Origin of the sequence: Xanthomonas sp. JAI131, assembly GCF_013410075.1 — a bacterium.
Classification (GTDB): Bacteria; Pseudomonadota; Gammaproteobacteria; order Xanthomonadales; family Xanthomonadaceae; genus Xanthomonas_A; species Xanthomonas_A bonasiae.
The window spans coordinates 148,890-163,285 of sequence record NZ_JACCCN010000006.1; the positions used below are offsets into that span (position 1 = coordinate 148,890).

Genomic DNA, 14,396 nt, shown 5'->3' on the forward strand with positions numbered 1-14,396 from the left:
GGCGCTGACATATCGGGGCTGACAGGGACGTTGCGTGCCGCATTCTGCAATCTACATTCTCGGCCTCTTGGCAGTGCTTTTCTGCGCGTTGCTCTGGCTGCGCCGCCGGCGCAGGCCCATGCGCTCTGCAGAAGAAGCCATTGCGACGACATGGCTTGGCGTCAGGCGCCTGGTAATGCTTGGATGTTCCCTGTTGCTGGTTCTGGGCGCACTGCGCAACGTGTATCTCGCCTTCGCGCTGCAAGACGTTCGCCATGTCGGCTATGCGCTGCTGGGCGTCCTGCTTGCGCTTGCCGCCTACCAGGTCGGCCGCTATGGAAGGGCCCGCAAGGGCTCCACGGCCGCGGAGGATATGCGGGTGCACGGCAAGCGGATGAAGAAGTACGGCTGGCGTTGGTAAGCTGCCCCTCGCGTCGGACCACGCGTCGAATCGTCCGATCCGCACCAGTCCCACACGCCATGGCATTCCGCTTCCGCAACGGCGCAGCCGCTCCACTCGACCAGGAACTCCGCAACATGCTCCATCACGTGTCTCTCGGCGTCGCAGACATCGAACGCGCCGCGCGCTTCTACGATGCCGTGCTGGGTGCGCTCGGCTATGTCCGGGTATGGGAAGACCTGAGTCCGGGGGACGACGACCAGGCCGTTGGCTATGGACTGCCCGGCGGCGGCGACAAGCTGGCGATCGAGCTGCGCGGCGCCGGTGCCCGCGCGCCCGGTCCCGGCTTCCACCTCGCCTTCGCCGCACCCAGCCGGGACGCGGTCGCCGCGTTCCACGCGGCGGCGCTGCAGCATGGCGGCCGCAGCAACGGCGCCGCCGGCCTGCGCCCGGACTACGGCCCCGACTACTACGCGGCGTTCGTGGTGGATGCGGATGGACACCACATCGAAGCCGTCATCAATCGGGCGCTGTAAGCGCAGCGACACCGCGGCGGTTGGCGGGCGCTCGCCTGCATTCCGATCGCTGCTGGCGTCGGCGCGCGCCATGCCGACGGCCGATCGCAGGAGGCGCTGCCCGCAACGCAAGGCCTTGCAGGACATCTCCGCCGTCGAACACAGCTGGATCGGCTGGTCGGCGCCCCCCCTTCCTGTCGGATCGCACCAGGGCACGGCGGCGATCCGACGACACGCCAGGGTCGCCATGATGCCAACCGATCAGCAGGACCCGTCGCACGCTCTGGACGAAGCGCTACACGGCGCGGCGATGTACAACGACAAAGGCCATGCCTGGCTCGGGCACGATGCGCAGCAGATCGCGGCCATGCAGTGCGGCTTCCAGGCGCAACTGAGCGAGCTGGCTGCACGCGTGGGGCACGCGCGGCTTGGACAGGTACTCAGCGAGGCCATCGAAAGCGGGGCGGCGGCCCGCGACGACTCGGGCCGTTACGCCGACCTGTGCAAGCACATCCTCGGCATCGCAACGCGGCGCCGCTGAGCCGATGCGGTGCGCCCACGTTCCGCCTGATCCAGGGACATCGGCGACGGTCTGCGATACGGCCGCTGAACGCCGCGCCGGCCAGCCGTCCCGCCCGCTTTGACTTGTCATTTGCGCGGCCCACACTGGCCGATGCCTTTCCCCCAATGCCCATGACACCGTGAAGAAGCCGCCCCAGGACCCCGTGTCCACCGACGCCGATGCCACTCCCGACAATCCGCAACGTCGTCGCCTGCTCGGCGGCCTGGCACTGGCCGGCGGCGCGCTGGCCATCGGCCCCGGCGAGGCCCTCGCCGAGGCGGCCAGACGCGCGCCGCAAAGCCCGCTGTCGGCCAGCGACCTGGACAAGCAGCTGCGCGAGAAGATCCAGCACGTGGTGGTGATCTACGCCGAGAATCGCAGCTTCAACAACCTGTTCCCGGACTTTCCCGGGCTGCAGCGGCCGCTGTCGGCGGTGACGCCGGCGCAGGCGCGGCAGGTCGATCGCGACGGCAGCGTGCTCGACATCCTGCCGCCGATCTGGGGCGGGCTGGCGCCGGACGAGCAGGTGGTGGACCACCGCCGCTACAAGATCGGCGAGGATGCGATCGGCCCGCTGCCCAATGCGCCGTTCCCGCTGCGCACGGCCGACGGCAAACCGCTGCCGCATGGCGTGGTCACCCGCGATCTGGTGCACCGCTTCTACGAGAACCAGATGCAGATCAATGGCGGCCGCAACGATGGCTTCGCCGCCTGGAGCGATGCCGGCGGGCTGGTGATGGGCCATTACGCCGACGCCCCGGCCACGCTGCGGCTGTGGAGCCTGGCGCGCGAGTACACGCTGTGCGACAACTTCTTCATGGGCGCGTTCGGCGGCTCGTTCCTCAACCACCAATATCTGGTCGCCGCGCAGGCGCCGTACTACCCGCATGCGGACACCAGCCCGGCGCGGCTGCAGATCAGCGCCATGGCCAGCGACCGGCCCGACGAGATCCGCCTGGCCGTGCAGGAGGATTCGCCGGACACCGCGCTCAACGGCAAGCCGCGCTTCGTGCGCAACGGTGCGCTGACCCCGGACTTCTGGGCGGTCAACACCCTGAGCCCGCCGTTCCAGCCCAGCACCAGCCAGGACCCCGCGCGCCCCGACTACGCCGCCCCCGACAGTCCCGACACCTTGCCGGCGCAGACCCACCGCCACATCGGCGACGCGCTCGATGCCAAGGGCGTGGACTGGGCGTGGTATGCCGGCGGCTGGGGCCTGGCGGTGCAGGGCAAGGGCGACACCGGCGATACCCCCGAGTTCCCGACCAGCCCCAATTTCCAGATCCACCACCAGCCGTTCAACTATTTCGCCAATCTCGCTCCCGGCACGGCCGCGCGCGCGCGGCGCCTGCGCGACGGCGGGCTGGGCGACAGCGCCCCGGACAACCGCTTCATCGCCGATGTGCAGGCCGGCACGCTGCCGCCGGTGGCGTTCTACAAACCGCAGGGCAACCTCAACATGCACGCCGGCTATTCCGACGTGGCCGCCGGCGACCGCCATATCGCCATGGTGGTGGACGCGCTGCGCAACGGCCCGCTGTGGGACAAGACGGTGGTGTTCATCACCTTCGACGAGAATGGCGGCTGGTGGGACCACGTGGCTCCGCCCAAGGCCGATCGCTGGGGGCCGGGCTCGCGCATCCCGGCGCTGGTGGTATCGCCGCACGCCAGGCGCGGCCATGTCGACCACAGCGTCTACGACACCGGCTCGATCCTGCGTTTCATCACCCGCCGCTTCGGGCTGGAGACGCTGCCGGGCCTGGCCGAACGGGAGCGTGCCATGCAGGCCGTCAGCGGGGTGCGCCCGGGCGACCTGACCGCCGCCCTGCACTTCGCCTGAGCCGGAGCCAGGGGAGAACGGTAGCCGCCTGCGCAGCCGGGCTATCGGCCTCCCATCAGGCCACCGCCGACGCCGTCCGTTTCGCCGCTGCGAATCGGCCGGATGTCCGACATCCACGGCCGGCTGCGGCCGCAGGCGCTGGCGGCGATGCGCGATCGCGTGGTCGTCGTGCACGCCGGCGACATCGGCAACCCCGTGATCCTCGATGCGCTGCCCACACGCGCGTGGGTGCAGCGATCCGCGGCGACATCAATGCCGCGTCATGGGCGGGCGCTGCCCGACACGCTGGACGTCGGCATCGCAGGTACCCACCCGCACGCACTACGCGGCGTTCGTGAGGGATCCGGATGGCCGCCACATCGACGCGGTCATCCATCGGGCGCCGCGATGCGACGCTGCACGCCGCATCACGGCGGAACAGGGACGTAGCGGCCACACTCGCCGATGCGCCTGGCGACTCGGCCAGGATGCGCGGTCGCGAGCAGCCGGCCCGCGTGGCACGCGATTACGCCTCATCCACTCGGTAGCGGCCCGGCTGGGTCCAGGCGATGCGCAGGAACGGGCCGCTCAGCAATCCCTTGTCGCGCAGATAGCCGAAGACCTCTGCCGGGCACCACTCCCTTCCGGCGGCAAAGGCCAGGCCGAGTTCGCGCAGCGCGTGGAAGGCCTCGGCCTTTTCCGCATCGTCGCGCACCACCATGGCAGAGACGCCAGCCTCGCCGGTGCGTGCGAAACCGAGCGCACGTAGCGCCGCATCGTGTTCGTTACGCATCGCCCGGACCCGGATCGCGGCGGCGTCGGCCTGTTCCACGTAGGCCGCTGGTTCCCGATCAAGCGCTGCAGACATGCGGTTCTCGCGACGTGGTGAAGGAAGCCTTTCGCTCGACCGGCACGCGGCCTTGCGAACGTGGGGTTTAGGCTAGCACTCCGTCCCGTTGCCAAGCCCTGCCGATGCCTACCGTGCCGCCGCTGCGAATCGGCCTGATCTCCGACACCCACGGCCTGTTGCGGCCGCAGGCGCTGGCGGCGATGCGCGATTGCGTCGCCATCGTGCATGCCGGCGACATCGGCAAGCCGGAAATCCTCGATGCGCTGCGCGCGCTCGCGCCGCTGCATGCGATCCGCGGCAACATCGATACCGCGCCGTGGGCGCAGGCGCTGCCCGACACCCTGGACCTCGACATCGCGGGCATCCGCCTGCACGTGCTGCACGATCTGAAGACGCTGGCGCGCGATCCCGCCTCCGTGGACGTGGTGGTCAGCGGGCATTCGCACAAACCGCTGCTGCAGAGCCGCGACGGCGTGCTGTACGTCAATCCCGGCAGTGCCGGGCCGCGCCGTTTCAGCCTGCCGATCGGGGTGGGCTATCTGCATCTGCAGGCAGGCGGCGTCCGCGGCGAGCTGCACGCGCTGACCTGAAGCGGCGCTGCGGGATTCCGGGAAACGACGCGCGCTCTACCGCGGCGCCGGCGGCCGGCTCGCGCGTTTGCCGACCTTGGCCGCCTTGGCCAGTTTGGGGGCGGGCAATGCCTGCGCCGTGGCGCGCAGCAAGCGCTGCAACAGGCTCCGGTCCTCCAGCCCCTCGTCGATCAGGTAATGCGGCTTGCCGCCAGGATACGGCGCCTGTTCGACCACATCGTCGAGCAGCGCGCGCCCGGCGGCGGTCGGCTTGACGAAGACCTGGTTGTCGCAGACGAACGCCACCACCTTGCCGTCCAGGTACAGCGCGTATTCGCCGAACATCTTCTTGCAGGTCAGCGCGGCGCCGAGCGCCGCCTGTTCCATGACGTATTCCACGTAGCTGGCGTCGGAGGCCATGTCGTCGCTCTGCGCTTGGGTCGATGCCGGATTTTGCATCGCGGCCGGCAAAGCGCAAGCGCCGGCGGCGCCGGGGTGCGCCACACATCGGAAGCATCCTGCGCCACGCCGATACGCCCATGTCCGGGCACCGAACCCCGAAGTCGCAACGGCCGCCGGCAACCGATACTGGAGCGCGTCGCAGATCCATTACGCGTGGCCGCATCGGCACCTGCCGCACTGGAATCCTCACTTGTTATAAAGTAACAATTCCTTCCCGCCAACAACGTTCCCGGAGCACTCATGCGGCGTCTCGTCCTGGTTTCCAGCCTCGTCCTCGCGGTCTCCGCCTGCTCGCAGCAGGCCGCCGCTCCCGCCGCCAAGGACGCGCCGGCCGCGCAGACGCCGGCAGCGGCCGCCGCGGCACCGCCGTTGATCCCGCGCGACGTGCTGTTCGGCAACCCCGAGCGCAGCAGCGTGCAGCTGAGCCCCGACGGCAAGACCCTGAGCTGGCTGGCGCCGGTGGACGGCGTGCTCAACGTCTGGGTCGCGCCGGCCGACGCACCCGACAAGGCGCGCGCCGTCACCCACGACCGCGGCCGCGGCATCCGCTCCTATTTCTGGTCGTTCCTGCCCGACACCTTGCTGTACATGCGCGACAGCGGCGGCGACGAGGATTTCCACCTGTTCGCGCTCGACGTCGCCAAGGGCGGCAACGGCCGCGACCTCAGCGACTTCCCCAAGACCCGCGCGCGGGTGGTGGCGGTCAGCCGCACGCATCCGGAGTCGATCCTGGTCGGCATGAACGACCGCGACGCGCAGTGGCACGATCTGTACCGGGTCGACCTGGCCGGCGGCAAGCGCACGCTGCTGCAGAAGAACACCGATCAGATCGGCGAGTACCTGGCCGACGACGACTACCAGGTGCGGCTGGCGACGCGCTCGCGCGAGGACGGCGGCGAAGACCTGTTGCAGCCCGACGGCAAGGGCGGCTGGCAGAAGCGCGAGGAGATCCCGTTCGAGGATTCGCTGACCACCGCGCCGTCCGGCTTCAGCGCCGACGGCAAGACGCTGTACTTCGTCGATTCGCGCCAGCGCGACACCTCGGCGCTGTACGCGGTGGACGTGGCCAGCGGCACGCGCAAGCTGCTGTTCGAGGATGCGCGCGCGGACGTGGGCGGCACCCTGACCGATCCGCGCAGCGGCGTGGTGCAGGCGGTGGAATCGAACTACATGCGCCCGGAATGGAAGGTACTGGACCCGGCCATCGCCGCGGACATCAGGCAGCTGCAGGCGATCGGCCCGGGCGAGATCTCAGTGCTGACCCGCACCCAGGACGACCGCACCTGGATCGTCGCCTATTCCGCCGCCGATGCGCCGGCCACGTTCTACCGCTACGACCGCGCACCGTCCGGTGCGGGCAAGCTGACCAAGCTGTTCGCCGCACGCCCGGCGCTGGAGGGGCAGCCGCTGGTGCCGCAGTGGCCGCAGGAGATCCGCTCGCGCGACGGCCTGACCCTGGTCAGCTACCTCACCCTGCCGCGCGAGGCAGATGCCAACGGCGACGGCAAGGCCGACAAGCCGGTGCCGCTGGTGCTGTTCGTGCACGGCGGGCCGTGGGCACGCGACGACTACGGCTACAGCGGCTACAACCAGTGGCTGGCCAACCGCGGTTACGCGGTGCTGCAGGTCAACTACCGCGGCTCCACCGGCTTCGGCAAGCGCTTCACCAACGCCGGCGATGGCGAATGGGCGGGCAAGATGCACGACGACCTGCTCGATGCGGTGCAGTGGGCGGTGCAGCAGGGCGTCACGACCAAGGACCAGGTCGCGATCATGGGCGGCAGCTACGGCGGCTACGCCACGCTGGTCGGGCTGAGCTTCACCCCGGACGCCTTCAAGTGCGGCGTGGACATCGTCGGCCCGTCGAACTTGAACACCTTGCTCAGCACCATCCCGCCGTACTGGAAATCCGGCTTCGAGCAGATGGCGCGGCGCATCGGCGATCCGCGCACCGAGGCCGGCAAGAAACTGCTGGACGAACGCTCGCCGCTGAGCCGCGCCGACCGCATCGCCAGGCCGCTGCTGATCGGCCAGGGCGCCAACGACCCGCGCGTGAAGCAGGCCGAGGCCGACCAGATCGTCAACGCGCTGAAGGCCAAGCAGATCCCGGTGACCTACGTGCTGTTCCCCGACGAAGGCCACGGCTTCGCCCGGCCGGAGAACAGCAAGGCGTTCAACGCGGTCAGCGAAGCGTTCCTGGGCAAGTGCCTGGGCGGACGCACGCAGCCGTTCGGCCAGGACCTGGTCGGCTCCAGCCTCAGCGTGCCGGACGGCGCGGCGCAGGTGCCGGGCCTGGAGGACGCGCTGAAGTCGCATACGCAGAGCGTGCGCAAGTAAGTCCTCGCCGACGCCGATGCGTGCCTCCCGTCGTGCACGCATCGGCGCCGTCGCGGCAGCGCCACGGCGGCGATGGCGCATTGCGCCGCGGCGATCATGACCGCGATGCGCGATGGTGCGCCGACCAATCCGTCGGCGTGCAGTCCTTGGACACTGCCCTCACACGGGCTCGCGGCGTTGCAGCCGTGGAGGATCGCCTCGACGATGCGCGCGACGCCGCCGACGATGTCCAGCGGCGGATGGAAACGCTCTTCCCGCGCCTTGCGCATCCGCGCGGGCGGCGATCGCGCTGTGGGCGTCTCCAATCTCCGCTAGAGTTGGCCGCTGGCCGCAGGGTTGGCAAGGCGGGCCGGGAACGGGGAATATGGCCGATGCCGCGCGGGGGCGCAGGCAGCGTCGAACGCTCGATGCAGCGGGAACAGACGACATACGTCACGTGGCAGACAAAGGGGATGTCTCATGTGGAAGAAGTTCGGCGGTATCTTCGGCAAGACCGGCCTTGGCAAGATGTCCAATGGCGAATACCAGGCGAATCTAAGCGGAATCAACACGTTCTTCGGCGCCGTGCTGGGCCTGGTGCTCACCGGTACGGAACGGCTCGACGGCTGGCGGTTCGGCGTCGTGCTGGCCATCCTCGCCAGCACGGTCATCTCCATCCTGTTCATTTCCAACAGCCGGCACAGGATCGCGTATGCGGTCTACACACTGCTGCTGGCGCTGACGATGCCGCAGATGATCGACATCATGCTCAAGGGGCACGATCTGCTGCCCGACAAGGTGCAACCCACGCTGCTCGTGTGGACCTTGATGACCATCATGGTGGAATTCTGGGGCCGCGAAAGCGGCCAGGCCGCCTCCACGGCCGCCTCCGATCCATCCAGTTGAGACGAATATGGCGAGCCTCAAGCGCATCGTCCAATCGTTCTGATCCAGATGCGTCTCTTGTAACCCACCCAAATCGAATCGGCTGCGCTGGTTGATCGAATCGGATGCCACTTCCCATGAAAGCATGCACACGCTGGACGGTTGCGCTTGCGTTGTTTCTTCTGACGTCCTGCGCCACCGTGACGGCGCCGCTCTACACGTATCGGCCACGCCCCGTCCTTGCCCACCCGAGCGATGCCAAATTCGATTTCCAGGGCACGTGGGAAGGTGTGCTCGACGGATTCGACGCGCCCCGCTACGTGGATAGCGCAGGCTTTCCGAGACGCTTTCGCTTCGTCATTTCCCGCTGGCAAGTGCGGGTCTACAACGTGGTCAAGGGATCGTGGCAAGAAATGAAGCCGGGGCAGTTCCGCATGCGCAATTCCGGCCCGCATGCGCTCATCTACAGCACCACCTCGGGACGGGACGAGGATGGCGTCTGGGTTGAGTCGTCCTCATTCACGCTTGCGCGGACCTCCAAGGACGAGATGATCGTCTATTGGCAGCGCACCGTGAACAATCTCGACGTTTCCCCTGACGATCAGTGGTATCAATTCGCCTGGGGCTACAGTGGCACCATGCACCGTGCGGTCGCCGGCGGCTGATCTCCGAAAAAAGCACGCCGCCGCCCCGTCGGGATGGCCGCGGCGATCGTCAGATCGCCACGATCATGGAAGCAGACCGGTTGGCGTGGACCACGCCGCCCCTCACCAATCGGTCGGCGCGTAATCCTTCAGGAACTGCCCCCACACGTGCTCGCCGGTGTTGAAGCCGTGGATGATCGGGTCGACGATGCGCGCGGCGCCGTCGACGATGTCCAGCGGCGGGTGGAAGCGTTCTTCCTGCACCTTGCGCGCGGCGATCTCGGCCGGGTCCTCGTCGGTGACCCAGCCGGTGTCCACGCTGTTCATGTGGATGCCGTCGTTCTGGTAATCGGCCGCCGAGGTCCGGGTCATCATGTTCAACGCGGCCTTGGCCATGTTGGTGTGCGGATGCCGGGTGGTCTTGAAGTTGCGGTAGAACTGCCCTTCCATCGCCGACACGTTGACGATGTGCTTGTCGCGCTCGGGCGTGCGCAGCATCAGCGGCTTGAGCCGCGCATTGATGATGAACGGGGCGATGGCGTTGACCAGCTGCGTCTCCAGCAATTCCACCGACGGCACTTCGGCCATCAGCAGGCGCCACGAGTTGCGTCCGCGCAGGTCCACCTGCTGCAGGTCCTGGTCCAGGCGCCCTTCGGGAAACAGGTGCTGCTGGCCAAGCAGTTCGTCGGCCAGCAACGGCACCTGCGACAGCTCGGCGGCACGGGTCAGCCCGTCGGCGCCGCTGATGCCATGGCCCTGGCCCGCCGACAGCGTGGTCGCCGACGCCGCCGGCAGCAGTTCCGGGCTGCGCAGGCCTTCGTAGTGGCCGACCAGGCGGCGCACGTGCTCGGGCAGTTCGTGCAACGCGGCGGTCTCGCCGGCCATCATGTGCGCGTAGAACTGCGGCGGCCGGCGCACGGTCTGGCAGGCGTTGTTGACGATGAAGTCCAGCCGCTCGCGCGTGGCCAGCAGCTGGCTGCAGAACGCTTCGACGCTGGGCGTGTGGCGCAGGTCCAGGCCGAACACCTGCAGGCGGTGGCCCCACTCGGCGAAATCCGGTTCCTGCGCGTAGCGCGCGGCCGAATCGCGCGGGAAGCGCGTGGTCACGATCAGCTCGGCGCCGGCGCGCAGCAGCTTCAGCCCGGCCTGGTAGCCGATCTTGACCCGGCCGCCGGTCAGCAGCGCCACGCGCCCGCGCAGGTCCGCGGTCTCGGTGCGCTTGAAGTAGTTCAGTTCGGCGCAGGCCGGACACATCTGGTCGTAGAAATGGTGCAGCTGGGTGAACTTCTGCTTGCACACGTAGCAGTGGCGCAGCTCGGGCGATTGCGCCGCCGCGGGTTCCTCGGCCGCGCCATTGCTGGCGTCGTGCAGGCCGGCGGCATGCGGCGGGAAGTAGTTCGGCGTGCTGAACACCGGCTTGCGCCGCAGCGCGCGGATGCCGGTCTGCTCGAGCAGCGCTTCGGCCTTGCGCACCTTTTCCTGGTGGCGTTCGCGCGCCTGCTGCTTGAGCAGTTGCCGGCGCGCCTTGGGCTCGGGGTGATAGACCTTGGCGACGACCTGGTGCAGGCGCACGCGGTCGGCCTCGGGCAGCGCGTCGAGCACGCTGCGGTCGGCATCGATGGCTTCGAGCAGGTCCAGGGCGACGCGCAGGCGCTCGGTCAGGGGCAGGGCGTCGGTGGCAGGGGGCGAGGCGGTGGTGTTCAAGACGGATCCGGAATGAGCGGCGGCGAGCCGTGGCGAAGGCGCGGCAGCAAGCCGACGAAAGGGCGGCGATGCAGCACGCCCGGCGCTTGCGGCGAACGGGCAACGGCAGCGCAGGGAGCGTTGCAACGGGCCGGGACAGGCCGGCCAGACGGTATTTTCGCCGATCCGGGGGTGTCGGCGCCATGTCGGCCCCGGATTGCGTCCCGATCCTGCGCGCGTCCCAACACCCCCGCCGCGCTCATGCGCCGTCGGCAGGCGCCTCGACCTTGCGTACCAGCGTCTGCCGCGGCTTCAGCGCACGGCCTGCCGCATCGCGCGGCAGCATCGCCGGCAGCGGCTTGCCGGTGCGCCGATCGAGCAGGCGCGAATGCGCCTCGCCCGGCGCGAACAGGTGCCGCTCGCCCCATTGCCGCAACGCCAGCAGCAGCGGGAACAGCTGCTCGCCTTTTTCGGTGAGCGCGTACTCCTGATAGGCGCTGCCATCGGCGGCCGGCCGCAGCGCCAGGATCTGCGCCTCGACCAGCAGGCGCAGGCGATCGGCCAGGATGTTGCGCGCCATGCCCAGGCTGCGCTGGAAATCGCCGAACCGGCAGATACCGTCGAAGGCATCGCGCACGATCAGTAGCGCCCAGCGCTCGCCGATCAGCTCCACCGAACGCGCCACCGGGCATGGTTGGGCAGGGTGCTTGCTGCGTCTGGCCATGCTGGCTCCCATTCGCCGAGTGCGGCATCCGGTTGCATTTTAAAACCAAAATCGACACCCTGTCAGTGGTTTTTTATTGCAACCAGTTAGCCATGCACAGCCCCGTGCCGACCGTACCCAACCCCCAGCCCGAGCCCGCGCTGCGCCGCGCGCAGGTGGCACTGTTCGCCTGCGCCAGCGGCGCCAGTGTGGCCAACGTCTATTTCGCGCAGCCGCTGCTCGACGCGTTGGCGGCGGAGTTCGGCATCGGTCAGGGCGCTGCCGGCGGGGTGATCGCCGCGACCCAGGCCGGCTGCGCGCTGGCGCTGCTGCTGGTGGTGCCGCTGGGCGACCGCCATGCGCGGCGCCCGCTGATGCTGTGGCAAGCCGGCGCGTTGCTGGCCGCGCTGCTGGCGGTGGCCGCGGCACCGACGCTGCCGGCGCTGCTGGCCGGCATGCTCGCCGTAGGCTTGCTCGGCACCGCGATGACCCAGGGCCTGATCGCCTACGCCGCGGCCAGCGCCGCACCGGCCGAACGTGGCCGTGTGGTCGGCGCGGCCCAGGCCGGCGTGGTGATCGGCTTGCTGCTGGCGCGCGTGTTGGCTGGCGTCATCGCCGACCTGGCCGGCTGGCGCGGCGTCTATGCGGCATCCGCGGCGCTGACGCTGCTGTTGCTGCTGTGGCTGCGCCACGCCTTGCCCGCCCTGCCTGCGCCGCGACGGCCGCCCGGCCACGCCGCCCTGCTGCGCTCGATGCTGCACATGCTGGCGCACGAGCGCGTGCTGCAGATCCGCGGCGGCATCGCGCTGCTGATGTTCGCCAGCTTCTCGGTGTTCTGGACCGCGCTGGTGCTGCCGCTGAGCGCGCAGCCGCATGCGTACTCGCACACCACGATCGGCGCGTTCGGCCTGGTCGGGGCGGTCGGCGCCCTGGCCGCAGCGCGCGCCGGGCGCTGGGCCGACCGTGGCTGGGCGCAACGCTGCAGCGGGCTGATGCTGGCGTTGCTGCTGGCCTCGTGGTTGCCGCTGGCGCTGGGCATGCGCTGGCTGTCGGCACTGATCCTCGGCATCGTCGCATTAGACATGGCGGGTCAGGCCATCCATGTCCTCAACCAGAGCCTGATCTTCCGCGGCGACGCGCAGGCGCACAGCCGGCGTGTGGCCGGCTACATGCTGTTCTACGCACTCGGCAGCGGCCTGGGCGCGATCGCCGCCACCGCCACCTATGCGCATGCCGGATGGACGGGCGTGTGCATGTTGGGGGCGGCGACCAGCGCGGCGGCGCTGCTGTTCTGGGCGGCGACGCTGCGCTGGATGCCGGCGGAACCCGCTCGCTAGCCATCGTCGTCGCGCGCAACCGCCGTTGGCGGGGCATTTGGGAACGACATCGGGTGGCCTCGGCCATTCCTTGTCACAAGCGCCACCGGTAGCGTCTGTGGCGACTGACGCTCCCGCGCGTCTGTTGCAGCCTCTCCAGTGATCGCACGCTTGCGTGGCCGAGCACCAGCACAGTAGCCTGCCCTACGCGCACCAGCGCACCCACATCGAGCGAGATCGGCCCGTGTCCCTGACCTCGCGTCTGTCGTGGAAGTTCAGCAGCGCGCGCGGGTTGCCTGTTGCCGTGGCATTGGCGCTGGTCTTCGCCGCCATGCGTGCGGCAGGCACGCTGGCGCCGGCGCACTGGCGCTGGTTGCTGCCGCTCGGCTTCGTGTGCATGGCAGCGAGTCCGTGGCTGCTGCTGTCCCGTCCAGGGCACCAGCAGATCGGATTGGTGCGGCCGATACGGCTCGCCTGGTTCGCGCCGTCGCTCGCGTTGGGGGCGCTGGCGGCCCTTGCATGCTTCGCACTCGGCGCCATCGCCTTCGGCAGCGGCGAGGACAACTGGTTCGTCAGCGTCGCGCGCAATTACCGCGACACGATTCCCCACCAGGGTTTCAGCACGCTGCAGCTGTTTCTGGTGGCCACCGTGCCCGCGCTGCTGTTCAGCCCGGTCGGCGAGGAGATCTTTTTCCGCGGCCTGCTGCAACGCGCGCTGGAAGAGCGGTTTTCGCTACGCGCGAGCACCTGCATCGAAGCGCTGTGGTTCGGCCTGGTGCATCTTTGCCATCACGGACTGCTGGCGACCGCGGCCGGCATCCGCCTGCTGCCGCTGTCCGCTGCGCTGTGGGTCGGCCTGATGTTCTGCACGGCGCTGCTGTTCGCGTGGCTGCGGCGCCGCAGCGGTTCGTTGTTCCCGGCGATGGCCGCGCATGCCAGCTTCAACCTGGCGATGAACGCGTGCATCTTCGCTGCGCTGTGGCCGCCGCATTGAACGAGCCCGCATGGCGGCACGGTCGGCTGAGCGCGCGGAGCGCGGCCATGCCCGCGCGCACCGCCGGTGTCCGCATGCGGTTCAGCGCAGCGGCGCCTGCGCGAACTCGCCGCGCTGCAGCTTGGCCACGTCGTTGCCCTGCGCGTCCTTCGCCTGCAGATCGGCGCCCTTGGCAGCGAGCTCCTTCAGCACTTCGGTGCGCTGGAACAGGGCCGCGTACATCGCTGCGGTCTGCCCGGCGTTGTTGCGCTGGTCGGGCGCGCAATCGGCCTGCATCAGCCGCTTGGCGATCGCCAGCTCGCCCTTGAAGATCGCGCCCATCAGCGCGGTGTTGCCGCGCCTGTCCTGCGCGCACGGATCGGCGCCGGCCTGCAGCAATTGCTCCACCGCCGGCTGCTGGCCGTGGTAGGCGGCCAGGATCAGCGCGGTATAGCCCTTGTCGTCGCGGGTGTTGAGGTCGTAGTGCGCCCGGATGAACTCGGCCAGCATGTCCTGGCGGCCTTCGCGCGCGGCATCGAAGAAGTAGTCGCGCAGTTGCGCCTGGACCTTGGCTGGGTCGGCGGGTGCGGGCGCGGCCGTCGCCGAGACGGCGACCAGGCTCAGGACGAGAAGAAGGAAGCGACGCATGCTCGGTCTCCGACAAAGAAGGCGCAGCGCAGCGCGGCGTGGGGGAGGCGCCGCCGCGCTGCGCAGCGAACG

At 69.3% G+C, this 14,396-nt stretch carries 16 protein-coding genes; 11 read left to right on the plus strand and 5 right to left on the minus strand.

Going from position 1 to position 14,396, the window contains the following annotated elements; all coding sequences use genetic code 11:
* The first annotated feature begins 34 nt into the window (after positions 1 to 34).
* The 5 genes from HDC36_RS22075 to HDC36_RS22095 all read left to right on the plus strand — a co-directional run bounded on the left by HDC36_RS22075 (position 35) and on the right by HDC36_RS22095 (position 3,725).
* The gene (locus HDC36_RS22075) at positions 35 to 400 is read left to right on the plus strand and encodes a hypothetical protein (protein ID WP_179571011.1); all 366 of its coding nucleotides are present in this window, start codon (positions 35 to 37) and stop codon (positions 398 to 400) included.
* Between the two features lie 116 nt (positions 401 to 516).
* Positions 517 to 915 (plus strand): VOC family protein, encoded by a 399-nt coding sequence (locus HDC36_RS22080; protein WP_179571208.1) that lies wholly within the window; start codon positions 517 to 519, stop codon positions 913 to 915.
* Positions 875 to 1,435 (plus strand): hypothetical protein, encoded by a 561-nt coding sequence (locus tag HDC36_RS23595; RefSeq protein ID WP_255432867.1) that lies wholly within the window; start codon positions 875 to 877, stop codon positions 1,433 to 1,435. Before HDC36_RS22080 ends, HDC36_RS23595 begins: the two co-directional genes overlap by 41 nt.
* A 160-nt stretch (positions 1,436 to 1,595) precedes the next feature.
* On the plus strand, positions 1,596 to 3,296 hold the full coding sequence (gene acpA, locus HDC36_RS22090) for an acid phosphatase (RefSeq protein WP_179571012.1): 1,701 nt from the start codon (positions 1,596 to 1,598) through the stop codon (positions 3,294 to 3,296).
* A 102-nt stretch (positions 3,297 to 3,398) separates the two neighbouring features.
* On the plus strand, positions 3,399 to 3,725 hold the full coding sequence (locus tag HDC36_RS22095) for a hypothetical protein (protein ID WP_179571013.1): 327 nt from the start codon (positions 3,399 to 3,401) through the stop codon (positions 3,723 to 3,725).
* A gap of 76 nt (positions 3,726 to 3,801) precedes the next feature.
* Here the strand turns inward: HDC36_RS22095 and HDC36_RS22100 are convergent, their stop codons facing one another.
* Entirely contained in the window at positions 3,802 to 4,107 is a 306-nt protein-coding gene (locus HDC36_RS22100; protein WP_218848638.1) for a hypothetical protein, read from the minus strand.
* 140 nt (positions 4,108 to 4,247) lie between these two features.
* Between HDC36_RS22100 and HDC36_RS22105 the strand changes: the two genes are divergently transcribed.
* Positions 4,248 to 4,715 carry a metallophosphoesterase family protein gene (locus HDC36_RS22105; protein ID WP_179571015.1) on the plus strand — a complete coding sequence of 156 codons (468 nt, stop codon included), beginning with the start codon at positions 4,248 to 4,250 and terminating at the stop codon, positions 4,713 to 4,715.
* Positions 4,716 to 4,751: 36 nt separating this feature from the next.
* Here the strand turns inward: HDC36_RS22105 and HDC36_RS22110 are convergent, their stop codons facing one another.
* Complete coding sequence (locus HDC36_RS22110) at positions 4,752 to 5,114, minus strand: TfoX/Sxy family protein (protein ID WP_179571016.1); 363 nt, start codon at positions 5,112 to 5,114, stop codon at positions 4,752 to 4,754.
* A 282-nt stretch (positions 5,115 to 5,396) separates the two neighbouring features.
* On the opposite strand from HDC36_RS22110, the gene HDC36_RS22115 reads away from it, so the two are divergent.
* The 3 genes from HDC36_RS22115 (at position 5,397) to HDC36_RS22125 (ending at position 9,022) form a co-directional block, all read left to right on the plus strand.
* A complete protein-coding gene (locus HDC36_RS22115) occupies positions 5,397 to 7,493 on the plus strand; it encodes a S9 family peptidase (protein ID WP_179571017.1) in 2,097 nt (698 codons plus the stop codon).
* Positions 7,494 to 7,952: 459 nt separating this feature from the next.
* Positions 7,953 to 8,378 carry a hypothetical protein gene (locus HDC36_RS22120; protein WP_179571018.1) on the plus strand — a complete coding sequence of 142 codons (426 nt, stop codon included), beginning with the start codon at positions 7,953 to 7,955 and terminating at the stop codon, positions 8,376 to 8,378.
* A gap of 116 nt (positions 8,379 to 8,494) precedes the next feature.
* On the plus strand, positions 8,495 to 9,022 hold the full coding sequence (locus tag HDC36_RS22125) for a hypothetical protein (RefSeq protein ID WP_255432868.1): 528 nt from the start codon (positions 8,495 to 8,497) through the stop codon (positions 9,020 to 9,022).
* Between the two features lie 102 nt (positions 9,023 to 9,124).
* Here the strand turns inward: HDC36_RS22125 and HDC36_RS22130 are convergent, their stop codons facing one another.
* Positions 9,125 to 10,705, minus strand: coding sequence for an SDR family oxidoreductase (locus HDC36_RS22130; RefSeq protein WP_179571019.1), 1,581 nt, complete (start codon positions 10,703 to 10,705; stop codon positions 9,125 to 9,127).
* A gap of 238 nt (positions 10,706 to 10,943) precedes the next feature.
* Entirely contained in the window at positions 10,944 to 11,408 is a 465-nt protein-coding gene (locus tag HDC36_RS22135) for a helix-turn-helix domain-containing protein (protein WP_179571020.1), read from the minus strand.
* 92 nt (positions 11,409 to 11,500) lie between these two features.
* Between HDC36_RS22135 and HDC36_RS22140 the strand changes: the two genes are divergently transcribed.
* Positions 11,501 to 12,724, plus strand: a complete 1,224-nt coding sequence (locus HDC36_RS22140; RefSeq protein WP_179571021.1) for an MFS transporter — start codon at positions 11,501 to 11,503, stop codon at positions 12,722 to 12,724.
* Positions 12,725 to 12,947: 223 nt separating this feature from the next.
* The gene (locus HDC36_RS22145; RefSeq protein WP_179571022.1) at positions 12,948 to 13,697 is read left to right on the plus strand and encodes a CPBP family intramembrane glutamic endopeptidase; all 750 of its coding nucleotides are present in this window, start codon (positions 12,948 to 12,950) and stop codon (positions 13,695 to 13,697) included.
* Positions 13,698 to 13,778: 81 nt separating this feature from the next.
* Here the strand turns inward: HDC36_RS22145 and HDC36_RS22150 are convergent, their stop codons facing one another.
* Entirely contained in the window at positions 13,779 to 14,324 is a 546-nt protein-coding gene (locus HDC36_RS22150) for an ankyrin repeat domain-containing protein (RefSeq protein WP_179571023.1), read from the minus strand.
* Positions 14,325 to 14,396 lie beyond the last annotated feature (72 nt).